This is a genomic window from Laspinema olomoucense D3b (genome assembly GCF_025370785.1).
Taxonomy (GTDB): Bacteria; Cyanobacteriota; Cyanobacteriia; order Cyanobacteriales; family Laspinemataceae; genus Laspinema; species Laspinema olomoucense.
In genome coordinates this window covers 145,512-167,843 of sequence record NZ_JAMXFA010000009.1, presented here as the reverse complement: position 1 = coordinate 167,843, position 22,332 = coordinate 145,512, and the positions used below count along the sequence as shown (strand labels likewise).

Genomic DNA, 22,332 nt, shown 5'->3' with positions numbered 1-22,332 from the left:
GAACAAAGCCCGCCTGCGCGGGCTAATAGAAAAAACGGACTTTTGATACCCGGATTTGGTATGACGCCCCTACAGGTTCCTCTTACCGCGCGTAGGCAACACTTGGAACGCCAAAGCTTCCAGGACCCCCGATACATCTCCCTCACCGGCTAGATGGCAACCCTTCCCCCTCTCTATCCCTGGGCTCTGGTTTCAACCCCCTTTCCTCCCTCGTTTTCTTCGTGCTAATCTGTGAAGAATCGCTAAACTAGATTAAGAAGTCAACACCCCCAAGGGGCAATTCTGAAGCCCTCTACCCGATATGGTTCATATCACGCGCCTGGAACTGAGCAACTTTAAATCCTTTGGCGGCACGACGAGCATTCCTGTCTTGCCAGGGTTTACCGTGGTTTCAGGTCCTAACGGTTCGGGGAAATCGAATATTCTGGATGCCCTTCTCTTCTGTCTGGGTATCTCGACTTCTAAAGGAATGCGGGCGGAACGTTTGCCTGATTTAGTGAACCACAATCAATCCCGCAGTCGTGGCACTGTGGAAGCGAGTGTGACGGTAACCTTTGACTTGGAAGATTCGTTTGGGTTAATTGATACCACTGCTGCACCGGCAACGGGTTCAAAAGATGAATCCGCTGGGGAAAGTGAAACGAGTTTAGAACCAGAAGAAGCGGAGTCAGTCGCCCCCGAGACCCCCTCACCAAATGGCAATGGGGCCACTGCATCGGAACCCTCTGCTGCCGAAACCCTTGCTGCAACTGCCGATCGCGAATGGAGTATCACCAGGCGGTTGCGCGTCACCAAAGGCGGTACCTACACCTCCACCTACTACATGAATGGGGAATCCTGCACCCTCACCGAGTTGCACGAACAAATTAACCGCCTGCGAATTTACCCCGAAGGTTATAACGTGGTGCTCCAAGGGGACGTTACCGCCATTATCTCCATGAATGGCAAGGAACGCCGGGAAATTATTGATGAACTGGCAGGAGTGGCATCTTTTGACCGGAAAATCGTGCAAGCTAAAACTAAATTAGATGAAGTTAAGGAACGGGAAGACCGCTGCCGCATTGTTGAAAATGAGCTAAAAGTCCAGCTTGAGCGCCTTTCCAAAGACAGAGCCAAGGCTGAACAATATAAAAAACTGCGTGCTGAGTTGCATGAAAAAGAACAACTCGCGGCAGTGTTGGAATGGCGACAGTTGAAGCAACAGGAGTGGAAACTGCGGGAGCAAATTGAAGGAGGCGATCGCCAAGTGACCCAACTGGGCGACCAAATTACCACCCTCAGTGGCGAAATCCAACAAGCCAGCACCCACCTGGAAGAGCTCAACAATCGCGTTAAAGCCCTCGGGGAAGAAGAACTAATCGCCCTGCAATCCACCCTCGCCACCCAAGACGCAGAACATCGGCAACTGCAAAACCGCAAAGGGGAACAAGAAGCCAACCGCCAACAGACCCTGGCTCACATAGCACAAACTGAGCGAGATGTCAAGGCATTGCAACAAGCCTTGCAAAAATTGGCCGAGGACCGGGAATTAGAAAAAAATATGATTGTTTCGGTGCAGGAAAACCGGGACAGCACTCAAACCCTGTTGAACCAAAAACGGGAACAGGCAAGTGCGATCGCCTCCGCTTCCGAGGAGTGGGTGCAGCAACAAACCAACCTCCACCGCCAAATCGAAACCCTGCAAAAAAATCTCGACCCCCAGCGCACGGAACAAGCCCGTTTAACCGAACGCCGGGGACAACTTGAACAGAAAATTGCTGAACAACAGGAGTCCCTGGAAACCGCCCGCCAGGACTTGATGAACCAGCAATTTGCGCGCACGGATATCGAACAACGGCATCAGTTAGCAGTGCAACAGGTGCAATCCTTGGCGCAAACGGTTTCCGCCTTGGAACAAGACTTGCAGGTGCAGCAAGAAACCCAGAAGCGACTGTTGGAAGAACAACGGGACAAACAGCGGCGTTTGGACAAGTTGGAAGCCCAAAATCAAGCCCAGCAAGAAGCCAGCGGAACTGGGGCCAGTAAGGTCATCTTACAAACCGGGTTGCCGGGAGTTTGTGGCTTGGTGGCGCAATTGGGACGGGTGGAACCGCCTTATCAAATGGCGTTAGAAACTGCTGCCGGTGGGCGGTTGGGCTATTTGGTGGTAGAGGATGATGGGGTAGCCGCAGCGGCGATCGAACTGTTGAAGCAAAAACGGGCAGGACGGGCGACGTTTTTACCTTTAAATAAAATTAAACCGGGACGATTTTCGCCCATTGAAGCCTTGCGAAATGCCCCAGGGTTTGTGGATTATGCGGTGAATTTGATTGAATGCGATCGCCCCTATTTACAAATTTTTGCCTATATTTTCGGCAATACGGTTGTCTTTGAAAGCATCAATTTAGCCCGTCCTTATTTGGGACAAGCGCGGATTGTTACCTTGGATGGGGATTTATTAGAAAGCACTGGGGCCATGACTGGGGGAAGTACGCCCCATCGGTCCGCCTTGCGGTTTGGGACTGGCGGCAATACCGAATCTGGGGAAGTGACGGCGCTGCAAAATCGACTGCATGAAATTGAAACAATTTTAGAACGCTGTACCAGTACGATCGCCACCGCTACGGAAACAGTGAAACAGCGATCGGCGCAATTGGTGGAAGCGAAGCAGCAACAGCGGGAATTGCAGCTTAAATCGGAACAGTTAGAGAAAGAAATTAATAATTTAACTGGGGCGATCGCTCAGTTAGAGCAACAATTAACCAAAAACTCCCAAGAGTTGGAAACTGCGATCGCGCAACTACAAACCCTCGCCGCCGACTTACCGGATCAAGAAGTGCAGCTAGAACGCTGGCGACTAGAACTCGCCGGGATGGAAGAATCTGGAACCAATAGCGAATGGCAACAAATCCAGTCCCAAGTTCGGGAACTGGAGAGTCAGCTACAGGAATGGGAACAGTCCCTCAGTGCAGCACAGTTGCGACAACAGGACTTAGGCAGTCAGTATCAGCGCCTAGAGGAAAAAATTCAAGATGGACAAAAGCAGTTAGCTCAATTACGGCAACAGGAAATTACCGGAAAAGAGGCAATTGCCCAATTGCAGCAGCAACTCACCAGTTTGGGTCAGGAAATGGCGCAAACTCAAGCAGCTTTAGCGGAAATTGAGTCCAAACTCGGGGAAGAAAAAACCGCCCGGGACCAAGCGGAAGCCAAGTTGCGGGAATTGCATTTAAGCCGCCAGCAACTGGAATGGCAACTGCAAAAACTCCACGAAACCCAACAGGGACGGCGCGAACAACTCGTCAATATGCAACAAGAATTGCAACAACGGGAAGCGGAATTACCCGACCCACAGCCGCCGGTTCCTGAAGCAATGGAGAACCGATTGGCGACAGTATTGCAGGAATTGCAGAAAGAAGTGCGATCGCTGCAAAAACGGATTGAAGCAATGGAGCCCGTGAATATGTTGGCCTTGGAAGAGTACGATCGCACCCAAGCCCGCGTCGAGGAACTCAGCCAAAAACTCGCCACCTTAGAAGGGGAACGCACGGAAATTCTGTTGCGGATTGAAAACTTTACCACCCTGCGACTCCGTGCCTTTAAAGAAGCCTTCGATGCCGTCAACCAGAACTTTCAAACCATCTTTGCCGAACTTTCTGACGGCGATGGCTATCTGCAACTCGACGACCCCGAAGACCCCTTTAGCAGTGGTTTGTCCCTCGTCGCCCACCCCAAAGGCAAACCCGTACAACGGTTAGCCTCCATGTCCGGGGGAGAAAAATCCCTCACCGCCCTGAGCTTTATCTTTTCCCTACAACGGTATCGTCCATCACCGTTTTACGCCTTTGATGAAGTGGATATGTTCTTAGATGGGGCAAATGTGGAACGATTGGCTAAAATAATAAAACAGCAAGCTGACGTGGCTCAGTTTATCGTCGTCAGTCACAAAACTCCCATGCTCAAACTAGCCGAGCGGGTGATTGGCGTAACCCAAGCCCGGGGAGCCTATACCCAAGTCATAGGGCTACAAATTGAGCCAAAGACTTCGGCTGTATGATTTTATGGATAGTAATATTAAAGAGAATTCGCTATTAGGATTCAACTAAGAATGACATCTGATACCATCCGTCTGCGCTCCGACTTGTTAAATACTCAAGTGATCACCCGCGACACCGGCAAGCGCCTGGGGGTCGTCAAAGAACTGTTGGTAGACATTGACCGCCGACAGGTCGTAGCCTTGGGTCTGCGAGATAATCTCCTCTCAGTCGCCGGAATGCCCCGATTCATGTTTCTGCGGAGCATTGAACAGATTGGCGATGTGATCTTGGTTGAAGACGAAGACGTCATTGAAGATATTGACGTAGATGCCTACAGCCGGGTAATCAACAGCGAAGTCATTACAGAAACCGGCGAACTGTTGGGACGTGCCAGAGGGTTCAAGTTTGACCTAGCAACGGGTGAACTGGTGTCTCTGGTAATAGCCTCTTTGGGACTACCGCAAATTCCTGACCAAGTGATCAGTACCTACGAACTGCCCGTGGAGGAAATTGTCAGCAGTGGACCCAATCGCCTGATCGTGTTTGAAGGTGCTGAAGAACGACTATCCCAGTTGACTGTGGGATTCTTAGAGCGTTTAGGTATTGGCGAACCCCCTTGGGCCCGAGAAGAAGAAGCCCTGATCATGCCCACAGCCCGACCGGAAAATCAACTGCCCACAGGGATGGGAGTGCCAGCCCCGGAACCCCTGCGATCGCCCTCCCGAGTGGTGGAAGAGGTTTGGGAGGAGGATGAAACCTGGCAACAACCCGTTGTTGAACCCTTACGCCAGAGTCAGACTGCACCGATTTACTACGAAGATGATTTAGAAGAAGATAACTGGAGCGAAGCCTCAGCCCAGGATCGCTACGATATGGACTACAACGATCGCTATGAGGAGGCTTACGAGGAGCCAAGTTATAGCACCCCTCCCGTGTATGAAGAACCGGAATATGTGGAGGAATATGAATACAGTGACGTAGAATCCGATGCCTGGGCACAAGAAGATGATAAGTCCTACAACCCGCCTCGGATTAACATTCCGGAGAAAACCAAAGCACCAGAATACGAGGAAGAACCGGGCGGGTATTAATCCACCCCTCTCGTGTCATGGCAGAGCCATGACATGGGCCTTCTGCGGCTCTGCCGCCTGGTAGGGATTAGGAGGCAGAGCCTCCAAGAGTGCATGACTCGGCAGAGCCAAGTCACGAGGAACACCATTAGTATCTGGAGACCTGAGCAAGTTACAATACGGACGTGTGCGAGTTGAGCCAGTGCGAACCCCTCTAAAAATGGGGTAAACTGCTTGCATTAAGGCGATCGCGCCGCATTATTGTAAAAACCCTCATCATTGCCATCATGCCGATTCTCAACGACACGACTATTGCCTTACTGCTCTATGTGATTTTAGGCGGCACTTACCTATTGGTTGTCCCCTTAGCCCTCTATTTCTGGCTACAAAAGCGGTGGTATGTCGCCAGTTCTTTTGAACGGGCTTTTCTGTATTTCTTAGTGTTTTTCTTTTTCCCAGGAATGTTAGTCCTTGCTCCCTTTTTGAACTTTCGACCCAAACGTCGGGAAATTAACGTTTAAAACCGGGATGAAGGGATTGGGAAATCAACCGCTAGAACCTGGGGCTATCAGTTGATTCTCGATTCCTTCCTCCTCGTAATTATTTATAAAATTTAGATAAAATTAACGCAATTATGCGAAGAATTGATGTATTAGGAATTGGCTTCGGTGTTTTTCTGGCTGGAGGTCTAGCCTATCTGGGATTCCAGGGAGCCGGATTAGATAGCATTACTGCCGGAATTTGGAGCCAAGTTTTATTAGTCGGTGGGTTAGTCGGATGGTTACTCACCTATTTATTCCGAGCGGTGAATGGAGATATGACCTATCATCAGCAGGTTGAAGATTATAAAACGGCGGTTTTACAAAAGCGTTTAGAAGAATTAACGCCGGAAGAATTGGCTAAAATTCAAGGGGAAATTGAAGCCGAGAATGAGGCGGAGAAACTGAAGGCGCAAGAAGACTAGGGGAAATAAAAAGAAACGGCTTAAGTTTCTTAGTTTGTAGTAACGACTTGAGTCGTTATCCGGCAGGACCCTGGAAAATTACCCCCAGATAGGATTGGATAAATTAACAGCCCGCGCAGATGATACGCTAGTTAATCTATCCAAGCTAGGTAAGTTATAAAATGACATCGGTTTCCCAGTGCTTTGCGTCCCTGCGCGATCGCCAGCAGTGTGCTTTGATCCCGTTTATCACCGCAGGGGATCCAGATTTGCAGACCACCGCTAAAGCCTTGCAACTGTTAGATAGCAAGGGTGCGGATTTAATTGAATTAGGGGTTCCTTACTCAGACCCCCTGGCTGATGGACCCGTAATTCAAGCCGCAGCAACTCGTGCACTGCAACGGGGTACGCGCTTGGAAGCTGTATTAGAAACCGTCAAAGCTGTCACCCCAACTTTGCGATCGCCCATTATTTTGTTCACCTACTACAACCCGATTCTCAAACAGGGTGTGGACAACTTCCTCAAAAATGCTGCCGATGCCGGAGTCCGAGGCTTAGTGGTCCCGGATTTGCCCCTAGAAGAGTCAGAGGACATCCTCAAAAAAGCCGATGACCGGGGGATTGAGGTGGTGTTATTAGTCGCCCCCACGAGTCCAAAAGCCCGCATTGAGGCGATCGCCCGTCAGTCCCGAGGATTTATTTACCTCGTTAGCGTTACCGGCGTTACCGGGATGCGGTCCCAAGTCCAGTCTCGCGTCGAAGATATTCTCGCCGAAATGCGCCAACTTACGGATAAACCCATCGGGGTTGGATTTGGCATCTCCTCCCCAGAAATGGCACGGCAGGTTAAAGACTGGGGTGCAGATGCGGCAATTGTCGGGAGTGCCTTTGTCCAACGATTAGCCGAAGGAACCCCAGAAGAAGGATTAGCAGCAATTGGGGAGTTCTGCCAGAGTTTGAAAGAGGCGATCGGCTAAGAAATCCACCCCTAACAACACCCTCCGGTCCCCTCCCCTGATTCTTGGGGAGTTACCACCCCGCCCCTGCGGGGCACCCCTCCACAGGAGGGGAATTTACCACCCCGCCCCTGCGGGGCACCCCTCCACAGGAGGGGAATTTTGGGGCTTATTCTCCGTTCAATCGCTTTATCTGGCAGGGAATACAGGCTAATTCCCCTCCCTTGGAGGGGTGCCCCGCAGGGGCGGGGTGGTCCTTAGTTTCAACTTAAAAAATAAAGCCGAAAACCCTTGGGTTTTAACCCTTACGGGGTCAGGAAAATTTTAGAATGAAACAGCCCTCCCCAAGACATCACCGGAGGGAACCGGAAAGTCCCCTTACTCTTAGGCAAATTACCCTGAACGTAAAAACCTATGGTTGTAGGAGGGCTAGGGTGGGGTCCTCTTCGCAACTCGCCAAACCCTCATGAATCTCCTCAAAAAATCAACAATTCTTGATTTTTTAGGCTCTATATGGAGTGGCTACCCCCGCCGGTTGTTGTAACTTTTACCAAATCAACGGCCTGAGCCCTCGCCCCAAACCCTAGAATTAGGCTACAGTGGGGGAAAATAGGCTACCCCCATCTCGGGATCTGCTTATTGCTAAGATTTAATCCACGGGCTGCTTTTGCCAGCCTCAAAAATTGTGCGCCATCTGAGGATAAGTTGTATCGCTATCGAATGGGGAAACCGGCTATGCGTCAAGTATTAAAGCGGCTGATTGTGGGTTTGAACTTGTTAGTCCTCGGTGGAAGTGTGGGTACGATCGCCAGCCGATATATCCTGGTGGATGGCAGTCTGGGAAAACAACCCATCGCCATGCCGGTGATGCTACCGGAGGCTACTGCTCCAGTCAATACCGATCCAGACTCAAACGTCGAAACCAATCCCGCTTTCAGGGAACAGCCTATTGACCGCAATTTTATCGCCTCGGCTGCGGCAAAAGTGGGTCCGGCTGTGGTCAGAATTGATGCTCTTCGTTCGGAAATCGCGGCGGGGGAAAAGGACGAAGCCAATCCTTTGTTGCGGAAATTTTTTGGGGAAGAAATGCCACCCGCGAGACAACGGGGAAATCAGGGGACGGGATCGGGGTTTATTTTGAGCGCTGAGGGTCAAATTATCACTAATGCTCATGTGGTAGAAGGGACTCGGGTGGTCAAAGTGACCCTGAATGATGGGCGCATTTTTGAGGGGAAAGTTATGGGGATTGATTCCCTCACAGATTTAGCGGTGGTGAAAATTGAAGGGACTGGGTTGCCGAAGGTGAGGTTAGGGAATTCGCAGAATTTGGTCCCCGGACAATGGGCGATCGCGATCGGCAGTCCCCTGGGATTGGATAATAGTGTCACTGTGGGGATTATCAGTGCAACGGGGCGATCGAGTTCTCAAGTGGGAATTTCTGATAAACGGGTCCGCTTTATCCAAACTGATGCGGCGATTAATCCGGGGAATTCTGGGGGACCCTTACTGGACGATCGCGGGGAAGTGATTGGGGTGAATACGGCAATTCGGGCGGATGCTCAAGGATTAGGGTTTGCCATCCCCATCGAAACTGCCAAACGGATTGCCAATGAGTTATTTACCAAGGGTCAAGTCTCTCACCCATTTTTGGGCATTCAAATGGTAGAGTTGACTCCCCAAGTCCGGGAGAAATTAGAGGAACGCCTAGAAGAGGTGAAGATTCTCGCCGAAACTGGGGTGGTGATTATGGAGGTGTTACCGGATACACCGGCGCAGAAAGCCCAATTGCAAAAAGGGGATGTGATTCAAAAAATTAATGGCGTGGCGATCGCCACAGCCAGCGAAGTGCAAGAATTGGTAGAAGCCACCCAAGTTGGCGGACTGCTGGAAGTGGAAGTCAACCGCCAAGGGGCCACCGCCACCATTGCCGTGCGTCCTGGGGCGTTTCCCCTCGATCGCCGGAATTAAGGGGCGATCGGGATTAACTTCCCCAGATTGAATCAGTAGTCTAACGCGCTCCATTTTTCCCTGAACCGCCACCGTCTGAGTCGTTCCCAAGGGAACTAACTTGGGATAACCGTTCCTCCAAATGCATCCGCTGTTCCATCTTGTGCAAGAAATATCCCGTCATCATCGCCGATGCCAACAAACCCGACAAATTTTCGCGGTTTGTCGTAATTTGCACCTCAAAGTTCTCCGACGGCAGTACACCCACCAGTCCCTGAACGTTCTGAGAGATAATTTCCTTAATTTCCGGGCTGACTGACTTGGCAACCCGGGCCAAAACTTCGGGCGGTTGATGCTGTAAGTATTTCAGCAACTGATTCGCTTCGACATCTTCATCGGGGGAATTCAGAAAGTCAGGTTGATAAACCATGAGGATCCTAAGTAGCTCAAGTGCTTATTTTCTACTTTAAACCATTGTGCTGGACAGATGCTTCCTTCCCAGTTGGGATTCAAAACCCGCTCTGAGCGAGCTTTATCACATAAATTAGAGGCTGTCAACTTCTAAAGAGGTGAAAATTTCCCCCCTCTTCAATACTCCCCCTCAAAACACCGCAAATTCATAAAATCCGGTAAATTTAGGATTGACAGTTGACTTAGATAGAAAAATCGTGCATAATAGCTATGCTTTGGCAAAATGCTTAATCTTACCGGCTCAAACAGCCGCATTCGATTAAACCTGAGCCTTATTGCAACAAAGGGGGCGTGGCGGAATGGTAGACGCTACGGACTTAGAAAACTGAGCCTTATTGGAGAAATCCATTAAGTGACCGCTCTCAAATTCAGGGAAACCTAACTCTGGCAACAGACAAGGCAATCCTGAGCCAAGCCGAAATTTCGGAAGGTGCAGAGACTCGACGGGAGCTACCCTAACGTAAAGCCGAGGGTAAAGGGAGAGTCCAATTCTCAAAACCAGTGTTCTGGCAGCAGCGAAAGTTGCGGGAGAATGAAAATCCGTTGGCTGGAGACAGCCGTGTGGGTTCAAGTCCCACCGCCCCCATCCTATCTAAATCTCAATCCACTGAAGTCGTCTACCTTGTTCCAGGGGACGACTTGCTGTCGTTTCCCCTGTTTGTAGTGTCGATATCTAGGTAGGGTCCCTATCGCCAGTACGATAGAAGGATTACCCTCAAAGCAACATAATATGTATGCCGCCTCGCATCAAATTCATTCTTTCTAAACTGCTGCTTCTCCTTTGTCTTGCAGCATTCCTGATTGTAGGAGAAAGTCACTTAATCGCACAACCGGCTTGGGCAGAAATCCGTCAAATCGAGGAAGCGCCAGGTCACTTTTTGTATCAATCTCAACATAGTTTACGGGACCAGGCCGGGTATTCTTGGCAAGTGGTACTCTTTAAACAAGTTAAAAACGCATCGGTGACTGGGGTGAATCTGAGATTAGTGGGATTTCCAGGAGTAATGGAGTTTTCCCATCCCAAAGCGCTTCAGATTAAAATAGAGACTGGGGAAATTTTTACGGCAGAAGATGAGTTTGCGGACCAGTCTCCCGCCCCCAATGTGGGGCAGTACGATTTTAAATCAGTGCTGTTGAAACTGCCAATGAATCAGCGAACCGTACTCCTTTTACCGATCGCAGACAATCGCACGATCGCATTGCAGATCCCACCTTCTATCATCCTGGAATGGCAAATCCTAGCCCAAAATTCAACCTTAAACTGAGGCGATCGCGGTTGAAGGAGACTGGGTAAGGCCCGTTCTCAATAGGTACTTCTTCTATCCTCTTTCCACTCTTCAGTTTTGGACTGCTTTGTTAACTAAAATGAACGCAACTCAAACTTTTTCATCGGTTTATGGACCCGTCTCCTCTTGGCGGTATGGCCGATCGCTGGGAATTGACCCCATTGGCAGTATTTCTACTTGTTCCTTTAATTGTGTTTACTGCCAACTGGGAGAAATTGAACATAAAACTGGCGATCGGGCCATTTATATTCCCACGGAACAAATCCTCAATGAACTTGAAGCATTTGCACCTTGGGATGTGGATGTAATTACCCTCAGTGGCAGTGGAGAACCCACGTTAGCTTTGAATTTAAAGGAAATTTTGCAAGGAATAGCTGACTGCACCCATCGGCCCACATTAGTGCTAACGAATGGGACAACATTGGGGGATCCGGAAGTCCGGAATGCCTTGGCGAGTGCAGACCGAGTTTCCATTAAAATCGATGCCCTATCGGAACGGAGATTTCAAGGGGTAAATCGCCCGATTGATGGGGTCAATTTGGCGGATATTTGGACAGGAATTGAGCAGTTTTGTCAGGATTATCCGGGAGAAATTGGCATTCAAACTATGCTGTTGTCCCCGTGGGATGCTCAAACGAAAGCGGAATACATGAGGGCGATGCGATCGCTGGGGGTGGATGAAATTCAACTGAATACTCCCACCCGTCCCAAACCCCTAAACCGGCAATTAGATGGACGGGGAAATCATCACCCCCAGGAAACTCGACCCTATCCGGTGCAGATTTTGCAATGTCTTAATCCCGAGGTTTTACAGGACTTTGCTAGGGAGATTGGTGAGGCAACGGGAATTGCTGTACGATGTGCTCCGGTGTAATTTCGATGGGCGATCGCCGGACCATCCAGAACAGGGTTATCATTTCAGGATTCCTCGATGAGGGCGATCGGTCAATACCTCCCTGAATTCCCTGAAATAACGGTTCATGTTTTCCCTTGAATTCATTGCCTTCAAGGGAAACTGAATTGACGGAATTTCTCCCTTGTAGACAATTCAATGATACCCTAAAGTCAATCATCCATTGATATCACTGAATTTATGAGCCTGATTCCAGGGTATTCTCAAATCCAGGAAATTCAATCCGGCCTAAGAACGGTCATTTACCGCGCCTATTGTCAACGGACGCAACAACCCGTTATTATTAAAATCATTAAAGCAGAATTTCCTCAAGCTCAAGATATTGCCCGATTTAAGCATGAATATGACATAATGAGGGCGGTGAATATTTCAGGCATTGTCAAACCTTACAGTTTAGAAACATATCAAAATGGTCTGGCATTAGTGGTAGAGGATTTTGGGGGTTATTCACTCAAAATCTATCGGGAAAACCAGCCGATTAACCTACCGGAATTTTTACAGATAGGGATTCAACTCGCCACCACTTTAGCCCAAATTCACCACCACCAGATTGTTCATAAAGATATCAAACCCCATAATATTATTATCAATCCGGATACTAAAGAGGTCAAAATTGCCGATTTTAGTATTGCGATTTCTGGGGCGAAAGAAACTCAAGGGATGATTTCTGTCGATGGGATTGAAGGGACTCTAGCTTATATGTCCCCAGAACAAACTGGGAGAATGAATCGGGCGATCGACTATCGCACGGATTTATATTCGTTAGGGATTACTTTTTATGAACTACTGACGGGACAGCTACCCTTTCAAGCGAAAACTCCGTTAGAATGGGTTCATCAACATATTGCTAAAAAGCCCATTCCTCCGGATGTTTGTAACTCGGAGATTCCGGCGGTTCTCTCGGAAATCGTGATGAAATTAATCGCCAAAACCCCCGAGGACCGCTATCAAAGTGCCTGGGGGGTGAAGGTTGATTTGGAAATGTGTTTGCACCAATTGCAAACCCAAGGTAGCATTGATTTGTTTCGGATTGCCCAAAGCGATCGCACTGGAAAAATTGCCAGTCCCCGCAAAATTTACGGGCGCGATCGCGAATTGGCGATTCTCCAATCTACCTTCACCCGCATCAGTCAAGGTCCTCGGGAAACCCTCTTAATTGCTGGACATTCGGGCATCGGTAAATCAGCTTTAGTGCAGCAACTTCAGCCTTGGATCCGACAACATAACGGATATTTTATCTCCGGTAAGTTCGATCGCTACAAACAAAATATTCCATACCGGGCGCTACTGAGTGCGTTTCAAGAATTAATTCGCCAACGCTTAACGGAACCGCAAGATATCCTAGAAGAGTTTACCCAAACCCTCGAAAAAGCGTTAAGCACAAATGGCAAAATTATTGCCGATGTGATTCCGGAAATTGAACTCGTCCTCGGTGAACAACCGGCTATTTCTGACCTATCTCCCACGGAATCGCAAGCACGATTTCATCGGACTTTTAAAGCATTTGTGGAAGTTTTTACCCAAGCGAAACATCCCCTAGTTTTGGTTTTAGATGATTTGCAATGGGCGGATTCTGCTTCATTAAAATTAATTCATCTGCTGATGACTGAACCCGACAGCAAATATCTACTTTTGGTGGGAACTTATCGTTCCAATGAAGTAGATACCACTCATGGATTAATTTCTACCTTGAATCAAATGCAAAACCAGGGTGCTGTGGTAAATGCTATCCCCTTGAGAGGATTGGAGCTTCAGGATATCCAGGAGTTCCTCAGCGATACCCTGAACGTGGAGGGCGATCGCATCGCACCGCTGGCTCAATTTATTTACAATAAAACCGATGGAAATCCTTTCTTTTCTATTCAATTACTCCAGTCTTTAGCCCAGGATAATTTATTAACTTTTGATTTTGAACAGGGCGAGTGGCAGTGGGAGATTAACCGCCTCCAAGGGACAGAAATTACCGATGATGTCATCGAACTCACCCTCACTCAAATTCAGAAGCTACCAGAACCGACCCAAGCGCTTTTAAACTTAGCCGCCTGTATTGGTAACCGCTTTGATTTAAACCTCCTCACCTGGGTTAGTGAAGGTAAAACATCTGACACGATTCACCAATTATATCCCACGCTCCAGGAAGGGTTAATTGTTCCCCTGAGTGAACCGGAAATCATTCCAGAAATTGTCCAAAATGTAGAGACTTCGGTATTACTAGATGTGGAAGCAGTAGAAACTTCCTACAAATTTATTCACGATCGCGTCCAACAAGCGGCTTATTCCCTGATTCCTGAAGAACAAAAGAAAATTGTTCATTTAAAAATTGGACGGTTGCTGTTGCAAAATGTTCAGGGGTTGGACTTAGAAAATAAGATATTCGATATCGTCGAACATCTCAACTTGGGTTATGAACTGATCCGAGATCGTCAGGAACTCTGCAACTTAGCCAAACTCAATCTAACCACAGGTCAAAAAGCAAAAGCGGCAACCGCTTATGAACAGGCTCTCCGATATTTTAATTTTGGCCTACAACGACTGGGTGAACTCGGTTGGCAGGAGGAGTATGAACTCACCCTAAACTTGTCGATCGCTGCTATAGAAACGGAATATTTACAAGGACATTTTAATAGAGCTGATCAACTTTATGAGGCAGCTTTTGAACAAACTCAAACTTTATTAGATAAAGTCAAACTTTATGAATTAAATATTCAAATTAATATTGCTAAAAATCAGCCAAAAGTAGCTTTAAAAACTGGCCTCCAAGTTTTAAGCCTGCTGGGAGTACCCCTACCCACTCAAGATAAAGCGATTCGCTCTTATGCTAATCAACTCTTCCAAGAACTCCCCCAAGATAGTCATCAAATTGAAGCCTTATCCAACTTGCCAGTGATGACTGAGCCGCATAAAATCGCGGCAATGAGGGTACTGATGACCATGACCCCTGCGGCTCATCTCATCAGTCCGGCTTTATTACCATCAGTGGTTTTTACGATGGTTAAACTCTCAATTGAATGGGGAAACTCCCCCCTCGCCGCTTATGCTTATGGCATTTATGCCATGTTGTTATGCGGGATGCATTTAAAAATTGAATCCGCCCATCAATTTGGGCAATTATCCGTGAGGGTTCTCAATCAATTTAATGCTCCAGAATTAAAAGCCAAAGTCAATGTACTTTACAATGTTTTTATTAAAAAATACAAATTTCCCGCCATTTTATCGCTTCAGCCCCTAGAGGATAATATCCAAACAGGTTTAGATACGGGAGATATAGAATATGGCTTCTATAGCGCCCTTCATCAAGTCAATTTTATGTTTTTTATTGGGGAGTCCTTAGAGCTAATTAACCAGAAACAACAACAGTATCTGGATCAAATGCAAAAGCTTAAACTGGAATTTCATATTTCTTATATTCAAATCTGGCGACAAATGGTCCTCAATTTGCAGGGAGAATCACCGGAACCCTGGGAGTTAGTGGGGACCAGCTTCAATGAAAGAGAAACCCTAGGGCGTTGGATTGAGCAAAATCAAATGATGTTACTGTTTGGGGCATCTTTTTGTAAAACATTTTTATGTTATGTATTCCAAAACTATTCCCAAGCGGTTCACTCAGGACAATTAGCAGAAAAATATGGAAAACAAGGGGCCGCTTTACCCTATTGGTCTGAACATAATTTTTATTATTCTTTGTCTTTGTTGGCCGATTGCGATCGCCTCGATAAACGAGCCAGACAAACCACACTCCGAAAAGTCACCGAACACCAAAAACAGATGAAACAGTGGGCCGAATTTTCTCCCACGAATTTCCGGCATAAATATGACCTAGTAGAGGCAGAAAAAGCACGGGTGAAAGGGCAAACTCTACTGGCAATGGAATATTATGACCGCGCCATTCAAGGGGCTAAAAAATATCGATATCTTCAGGAAGAAGCCATCGCCTACGAACGCGCCGCCCTGTTTTATTCTCACCTCGGGCGCGATGAAATCGCCCAAACCTATTTGAAAAAAGCCCATTATAGTTATGGACGTTGGGGTGCAACGGCTAAACTCAAAGCCCTAGAAGCAAAATATCCAATGGGGATGTTGCAATCGACTCCCCTAGATGAATATGCTAATTTTGGTCAGATTACCAGTACCTCCACCACGACCAGTACCAGTGCTCATAATCGTGGCTTAGATTTAGCCAGCGCCCTCAAAGCATCCCAGGCGATCGCCTCAGAAATTGTGTTGTCCAAGCTCATTGAAACCTTGATGACTATTCTCCTAGAAAATGCCGGTGCTCAAACCGCTTTTCTCATCTTAAAACACCAGGGCAAACTCGGATTAAAAGCCACCGCTTCCGTAGAAACTTCCGAAGTCATCCTCCACGACTATACCCCACTCACCCAGGATTTAATCCTCCCTTTATCTGCTATTAATTATGTAATCCGCACCAAACAAAGTCTCGTTTTAAATGATGCACGCTATGAACTCACCTTTAGCACCGACCCCTATATTCTTAAACATCAGCCTAAATCTATTTTATGTACTCCCATCCTCGATCGCGGACAACCAATCGGGCTACTTTATTTAGAAAATAATAGTGCCAAAAGCGCCTTTACCCCCGAACGCCTGGAGTTTTTAACCGTTCTCTCTTCGCAACTAGCTATTTCCCTAGAAAATTCCCTGCTTTATGCGAATTTAACCGCCGCCAGCGAAGAATTAAAACGCGCCAATGAGCAATTAGAAGAAGCCAACCAAACCCTAGAACTAAGAGTGCAAGCGCGCACCCAACAGCTCAAAGATAAAAATCAGCGCTTAAAACACGCGATGCAGGAACTAAAACAGACCCAGACTCAACTGATTCAAACTGAAAAAATGTCGAGTCTCGGTCAAATGATTGCCGGAATTGCTCACGAAATTAACAATCCCGTTAATTTTGTCTATGGAAACATTACCCATGTCGGGGAATATATCCAAGATTTGCTCCACTTAATCGAACTCTATCAAGAACACGCACCGGAAACTCCCCAGGATATTCAAGAAGAAATCGAGGCGATCGAACTGGATTTTATTTTGAGCGATTTGCCTAAACTGCTCTCTTCCATGAAAATTGGTGCTGAACGGATTCGCTCCATTGTCCTCTCCTTGCGGAATTTTTCCCGCCTGGATGAAAGCGAAATGAAACAAGTCGATATTCATGAAGGGATTGAGAGTACCCTGCTCATTTTACAGCATCGCCTCAAAGGAAATCCAGGACATTGTGCCATTGAAATCATCAAAAACTATGGGGAACTCCCCCCAGTTGAATGTTTTCCAGGACAGCTTAATCAAGTATTGATGAATCTATTAGCGAATGCGGTTGATGCCTTAGAATGCTATCGAAAAGATGATATTGAGGCTGGATTATCTAAAGTATCGGTAAACTCTAAACCCAGTTCTCGCCGGTCCCCAACGATTCAGATTGATACGACACAAGTCGGCCTGAATTCGGTCTCAATTCGGATTACCGATAATGGATCGGGTATTCCCAAATCCGTCCAAAAACGCTTGTTTGACCCCTTTTTTACCACGAAACCCGTGGGGAGTGGTACGGGGTTAGGGTTAGCCATTTGCTATCAAATTATTGTAGAAAAACATGGCGGTCAAATTCACTGTAGTTCTGAACCCCCCGACGGCGCAGAATTTACCCTGGAAATTCCAATTAAGCAACCCCTAGATCGTCGGGTAGACTCGTGATGGATCAAGGGTGGCAAATGGAGTAGTGGGACAAGGAAAGCTCAAGCGGGTTTCTTAACAAGATTGTTGCTAAATTCTCAAATTAATAACGGGGTCTCTCATCAAAATTTCCTTCATTTTCAGGAGAAAGGTCCTCTGGTAACTGCGCGATTTCTTCAATCCTTTGCAACTTCACCCTGTTATAAGTCTTGACCAAATCTCGCAGGGTCCCATAGTCTGTCGTCATGCCAAAGGTAGCGGGAGTCACCGGGTCTTTATAGGTAAAGTGGCGATAAGTCAGACAAAATTGGTCCCAAGATGACATCTGAATCCGAAAAATTTTGATAAATAGATCGATGAGAAACCCAGTTAGGGGAAGGCGGAAAATAATATTTTTATTCAGGGTTGCGCAGATTTCTTCTATAGCATGGTCAACGGTGACCGCTGGATTTCCTAATACAAATGGTCCAGCGAGTTCGGGGGGATTGTCTACCAGATGAAGCACGACTTTGGCAATATCGCGAGCATGAATAAAGTGAAAACTGCCTTCGGCTTTAAAGAAGCGAATCAGATTAATATGTTTAAGAATCTCGGGCATTCCTGCCGCCACGTGGGAGTAGGGTTTTTCCTCATCTCCCCCAAAGACTAGGGTTGGATATAAGGTGGTAATGCGTGAGGCGATCGGCAAGCGCGTGAAGCGGCGCAAACAGTCAAATTTAGAACGGATGTATTCCGTTCCCATTTGTCCCGATTCTTTGAGTAATTCGTTATTTCTATCCAGAATACTGGCGGTGGAAAAATAGAGTACCTGCTCACAAACCTCGGGGTCTAAAAGCTCTAACAATCGCAGGGTTTTGTGGACATTCACATCAAAAACTTCCTGTGCTCCTCCCCAGGCAGTGGCGACTAAAATCGCCATATCCATTGTTTTGAGAAGATCCCCATACTTATCAATCTGGCGCATATCCGCCTGCACGATAGAAATACCGGGTCGAGCTTCTAAATCAAGCCGTAGTTTGTCCGGGTTTCTGACTAACAAAAACAGTTCATGGTCAGTTTCTTGAATTAGAGCCTCGGTCAGGTAGTGACCAATACAGCCACTCGCGCCGGTTATGAAAATACGCTTTTTGGGTCGATAGTAATTTGAATACACGGGAGATATGACGGCTAGGGTGGTGTGGGAGCGTTAGATTGTCGAACGTAGATTTTAGATTTTAGAGTTTAGACGGGTTTTTGTCAAAAAGGATAGTCCCTCGGGGGGTTTGAGCCCACCTGTGAAAAAGGGTTTGTTGGGAGGGGGTCATCCCTGAGCGATCGCCTCTGATGAATCCCGTGGGAGTCGGTACAAGATTCAATTGATCGGGCAAGAACCCGGGTTCTTGCCCTAATTTGTGGCTAAGTGCTACAGATGAGGTGAAGAACCCCGGTTGATCGTTCCTTGATGATACCGGGGTCCTAGAGGCGATCGCCCTAACCGTTACTAGCTATGAACCGCTAATAATTTATCCGCCTGCTTTGCCGTTTCAAAGAAGAACGCCACATTTTCCTCGGGGGTGCCTTGTAAAACACCATGACCCAGATTCAAGATATGACCTTGGTTTCCAGCTTTGCGAATTGTATCGAGGATGCGATCGCGGATGAAATCATGAGACCCAAATAAGGCACAGGGGTCAATATTCCCTTGCACACCAATATTTGCCCCAAGTCGCTGCCGCGCCTCCTTCATATCCACCGTCCAATCTACGCTCACGATATCGATGCCCGACATCGCCATGCGTTCCAGAATCCCCGAACTGCCATTAATGTACAGAATCATCGGGGTTTCCGGGTGTGCTGCCTTCACCTGATCCACTACCCGTTTTTGATAAGGCATGGCAAAGGTTTCGTAATCTTGGGGACTCAGTTGACCCGCCCAGGAGTCAAACATTTGGATCACCTGAGCACCGCAATCGATTTGGTAGCAGGCATAACGGGCGATCGCATCAGCAATTTTCGCCAAAAACGAATGCAACATCGCCGGTTCTCTAAAGGCCATCCCCTTAATCACGGTATAGTCCTTAGAAGACTTACCCTCGATCGCATAAGCCGCCAGAGTCCAGGGCGCGCCCACAAACCCCAACACGGTGGATGCCGTCCCCACTTCCTTCCGCAATGTCTCCAGAATCGGACGAATAAACGGCATCGTCTCATCCGGTTCCAGGGGATACAGCTTATCAATTTGCTCCTGAGAGCGAATCGGCGGGTCAATAATTGGGCCCCGACTTTCGATAATGTCGAAAGGAATGCCAATTCCCGGCAAGGGAGTCAGGATATCCGAGAACAGAATCACCCCATCCGGTTGAAACGCCCGCCAGGGTTGCAGAGAGATTTCGATCGCAATCTCCGGATTTTCCGAACGTTCCCGAAACGAGGGGTATTTATCGCGCAGATCTCGATAAACCTTCATATAGCGCCCCGCTTGGCGCATCATCCAAACGGGGGGACGCTCTAATTTTTCCCCACGCGCTGCTCTTAGTAGATAAGGAACTGGGCTAGAACCAGCCATTTAAACTTCACCTTAAATTTTACTTAAATGCCATTGTTCAGCTTACCATTCTGCGTCAATTATTTTTGTTTTTTTGCAGGGACTTCCGGATAGGGCCAATAGAAATTTTTCCGTTTGGGGTAACTCTATACCATATTCTGTTAAATTTTAGACTATTCTTAATATTTTGTAATAGTTTCTCCCCTTCCCCCTCAATCTATTGCAGATTTGCAATATTCCAAATCCTAACTGAATCCTCAGACGTAAACCGGGAAAGATTCCGAGTAAAATGATTCTGAGGCCCTCACGAAGCTCCTGAAGATTAACCGTTTAAGGTTGATTTATGGACAATAGATGATTCAAATTTGTATGTGCAATCTTTAAATTATGATGCAATTACAATTATTCAAAACCTTAGAAAGTGCCAAACGGGGAAAAAAGGAACGCTCTGGTATTTATGGGTGGCATTCCTATTATGCCGGTTACAGTGAAAAATTTGTCGCCTCTGCCATTGACTACTTAAATCTCAATTCGGATCACCTCCTCCTCGACCCTTGGAATGGGAGTGGCACCACTGGTGTTGTCGCCAGCAATTTTGGGATATCTTCTCTAGGATTAGACATTAATCCCGTTATGAATATCTTTTCAGCAGCCAAGAGTCGTTATCTCCTCAGTCAAAAACCCATCCTGTATCAGTTATCTCATGAGATTTGTCAAACCTATAGCCAGATGATATCTGAAGGCAATCCCTTAACTGAAGACCCTTTACTAGAGTTAATGCCTGCTAGTGTATGCCAAGGGATTCGCCTGCTGCATCTCAGTATCGAAGCCAGTCAATATCCAGATTATCCCCTATCCAGTACCTTGGTGCAATTCATCCCAATCTCGAACCACCCGACGAGCAATCCGTTTCAATCTTTTTTTCATGCCGCATTATTTATCATCACCCGGCAATTGATGGGATGGCAGAAATCCTCAAATCCCACTTGGTTTAAGGCAAACAGTTCTCAACTCTACTCGGACTATGGTTTAGAACAAATTCGGGATAAATTCAGGACAACCATTCAAGGTATGGTAGCAGACTTAGAAACCTATCAGAATAAAAATCAATCCCAGGTTTTCCATTTGCCAATAACAATGGATTCTCGGGAAATTGCCCTATCAGATAATTCTATTGATGGAATTATCACTTCTCCCCCTTATTTGACTCGCATCGATTATGCCATTTCAACCAAACCCGAACTGCTGATTCTCCGAGACACCACTTATTTGCGACAACTCAGAGAAAAAATGATGGGAACTCCGGTAATCGTCGATAAAACTATCCAAATTAATCCAATTTGGGGAAAATTTTGTGGCCGGTTACTCGAAAACATTTTAAATCATCCTAGCAAAGCCTCTGCTTCTTATTATTTTCATACACAAACTCAATATTTTCAAGATGTAGAAAAATCGTTGCAAGAAATCATTCGGGTATTAAAACCCAAATGTAAAGCGATGATAGTTGTTCAATCGTCTTATTTTAAAGAGCATGAAATTCCGTTAAGTGAGATTTACGTCGAAATGATTCAAAACTTAGGAAGCTATAGCCAAGTTATCAAAAGAGAACCTGTTCGAGGTCATTTAGCATCTATTAATAGTAAATCTAATCAATATAAGCCGAATAAAGTGTATTATGAAGATGTGGTTTTGCTAGAAAAATGATTAAAATCAACAACTTGGACGAAAAGATTCGAGAAGCCGTTTCTCATTTTTGGTTAACAAGGGACGAACAACTGAAAAAGCAAAAAATGTCCATTAAACAAGACTATGGAGCGCGAAGTGCCGTTACGGGTGGCAAGCAAATGGCTGCCTTTGAAAGGCTGGCTACACAAATAGCGTTAGATGCTGGCATTCCTAGAAGCTCTATTTTTTGGACAAGCCGATTAGAACTTCCTGGTTATTTTCGTCCTGAAAAAAAATGGGACTTGTTAATCGTTGATCAGGGAACATTGGTGGCGGCTGTGGAATTCAAATCCCAGGTAGGTCCTTCCTTTGGTAATAATTTTAATAATCGTGCTGAGGAAGCGATCGGGACTGCTAAAGATTTATGGATCGCATATCGCGAAGGAGTTTTTGGAGAGCAACAGCAGCCGTGGCTCGGATACTTGTTTATTTTAGAAGATTGTGACAAAACCCAAGTACCTGTGACAGCAAAGCAACCTCATTTTAAGGTATCTCCTGATTTTATTAATGCTTCTTATGCCAAGAGATATGAAATTTTATTAACTAAATTAGTGCGGGAAAGATACTATACTTCTGCCTGCTTAATTCTCTCGAAAAAGCCCCAAAATATAGATGATATCCATTATTCTGAACCTCGGGAAATTTTGAGAAGCCAAGTATTTTTTATCACCTTTGCCGCTCATCTGGAAGCGTATGTCAGGTTAAAAAATAATTAAGGAATGGATAGTATTTTGAGAACCAGCAAACTCAAAAAAAAGTGTGCCGATCGCCCTCTCCTAGAAAAGCGTCA

The 22,332-nt window shown here is 46.7% G+C and carries 14 protein-coding genes; 11 read left to right on the top strand and 3 right to left on the bottom strand.

Annotated features, from left to right (window positions below):
* The first annotated feature begins 301 nt into the window (after nucleotides 1-301).
* From smc to NG792_RS09190, 6 genes are all read left to right on the top strand, one after another.
* Nucleotides 302-4,036, top strand: coding sequence for a chromosome segregation protein SMC (gene smc / locus NG792_RS09215; protein ID WP_261200465.1), 3,735 nt, complete (start codon nucleotides 302-304; stop codon nucleotides 4,034-4,036).
* Nucleotides 4,037-4,087: 51 nt separating this feature from the next.
* Complete coding sequence (locus tag NG792_RS09210) at nucleotides 4,088-5,107, top strand: PRC-barrel domain-containing protein (protein ID WP_261200466.1); 1,020 nt, start codon at nucleotides 4,088-4,090, stop codon at nucleotides 5,105-5,107.
* Between the two features lie 266 nt (nucleotides 5,108-5,373).
* Nucleotides 5,374-5,607, top strand: a complete 234-nt coding sequence (ndhL, locus tag NG792_RS09205; RefSeq protein WP_261200467.1) for an NAD(P)H-quinone oxidoreductase subunit L — start codon at nucleotides 5,374-5,376, stop codon at nucleotides 5,605-5,607.
* Between the two features lie 113 nt (nucleotides 5,608-5,720).
* On the top strand, nucleotides 5,721-6,050 hold the full coding sequence (locus NG792_RS09200) for a DUF3007 family protein (RefSeq protein WP_261235258.1): 330 nt from the start codon (nucleotides 5,721-5,723) through the stop codon (nucleotides 6,048-6,050).
* Between the two features lie 161 nt (nucleotides 6,051-6,211).
* Nucleotides 6,212-7,006 carry a tryptophan synthase subunit alpha gene (gene trpA, locus NG792_RS09195; protein ID WP_261200469.1) on the top strand — a complete coding sequence of 265 codons (795 nt, stop codon included), beginning with the start codon at nucleotides 6,212-6,214 and terminating at the stop codon, nucleotides 7,004-7,006.
* A 714-nt stretch (nucleotides 7,007-7,720) separates the two neighbouring features.
* The gene (locus tag NG792_RS09190) at nucleotides 7,721-8,953 is read left to right on the top strand and encodes an HhoA/HhoB/HtrA family serine endopeptidase (RefSeq protein WP_261200470.1); all 1,233 of its coding nucleotides are present in this window, start codon (nucleotides 7,721-7,723) and stop codon (nucleotides 8,951-8,953) included.
* A gap of 40 nt (nucleotides 8,954-8,993) precedes the next feature.
* Here NG792_RS09190 and NG792_RS09185 read toward each other — a convergent pair whose 3' ends face one another.
* Nucleotides 8,994-9,362 (bottom strand): DUF760 domain-containing protein, encoded by a 369-nt coding sequence (locus NG792_RS09185; protein ID WP_261200471.1) that lies wholly within the window; start codon nucleotides 9,360-9,362, stop codon nucleotides 8,994-8,996.
* Between the two features lie 775 nt (nucleotides 9,363-10,137).
* On the opposite strand from NG792_RS09185, the gene NG792_RS09180 reads away from it, so the two are divergent.
* The 3 genes from NG792_RS09180 to NG792_RS09170 all read left to right on the top strand — a co-directional run bounded on the left by NG792_RS09180 (nucleotide 10,138) and on the right by NG792_RS09170 (nucleotide 17,314).
* Nucleotides 10,138-10,668, top strand: a complete 531-nt coding sequence (locus NG792_RS09180) for a DUF3122 domain-containing protein (RefSeq protein ID WP_261200472.1) — start codon at nucleotides 10,138-10,140, stop codon at nucleotides 10,666-10,668.
* Between the two features lie 100 nt (nucleotides 10,669-10,768).
* The gene (locus NG792_RS09175) at nucleotides 10,769-11,563 is read left to right on the top strand and encodes a radical SAM protein (protein ID WP_261200473.1); all 795 of its coding nucleotides are present in this window, start codon (nucleotides 10,769-10,771) and stop codon (nucleotides 11,561-11,563) included.
* Between the two features lie 219 nt (nucleotides 11,564-11,782).
* The gene (locus NG792_RS09170) at nucleotides 11,783-17,314 is read left to right on the top strand and encodes a trifunctional serine/threonine-protein kinase/ATP-binding protein/sensor histidine kinase (RefSeq protein WP_261235257.1); all 5,532 of its coding nucleotides are present in this window, start codon (nucleotides 11,783-11,785) and stop codon (nucleotides 17,312-17,314) included.
* 82 nt (nucleotides 17,315-17,396) lie between these two features.
* Here NG792_RS09170 and NG792_RS09165 read toward each other — a convergent pair whose 3' ends face one another.
* Both NG792_RS09165 and hemE read right to left on the bottom strand, forming a co-directional pair.
* Nucleotides 17,397-18,446, bottom strand: a complete 1,050-nt coding sequence (locus NG792_RS09165; protein WP_261235256.1) for an NAD-dependent epimerase/dehydratase family protein — start codon at nucleotides 18,444-18,446, stop codon at nucleotides 17,397-17,399.
* Nucleotides 18,447-18,773: 327 nt separating this feature from the next.
* Complete coding sequence (hemE, locus tag NG792_RS09160) at nucleotides 18,774-19,838, bottom strand: uroporphyrinogen decarboxylase (protein WP_261235255.1); 1,065 nt, start codon at nucleotides 19,836-19,838, stop codon at nucleotides 18,774-18,776.
* A 366-nt stretch (nucleotides 19,839-20,204) separates the two neighbouring features.
* Between hemE and NG792_RS09155 the strand changes: the two genes are divergently transcribed.
* Both NG792_RS09155 and NG792_RS09150 read left to right on the top strand, forming a co-directional pair.
* Nucleotides 20,205-21,521 (top strand): class I SAM-dependent methyltransferase, encoded by a 1,317-nt coding sequence (locus tag NG792_RS09155; protein WP_261235254.1) that lies wholly within the window; start codon nucleotides 20,205-20,207, stop codon nucleotides 21,519-21,521.
* Nucleotides 21,518-22,258 (top strand): PaeR7I family type II restriction endonuclease, encoded by a 741-nt coding sequence (locus NG792_RS09150; RefSeq protein ID WP_261235253.1) that lies wholly within the window; start codon nucleotides 21,518-21,520, stop codon nucleotides 22,256-22,258. Before NG792_RS09155 ends, NG792_RS09150 begins: the two co-directional genes overlap by 4 nt.
* The last annotated feature ends 74 nt before the right edge of the window (nucleotides 22,259-22,332 follow it).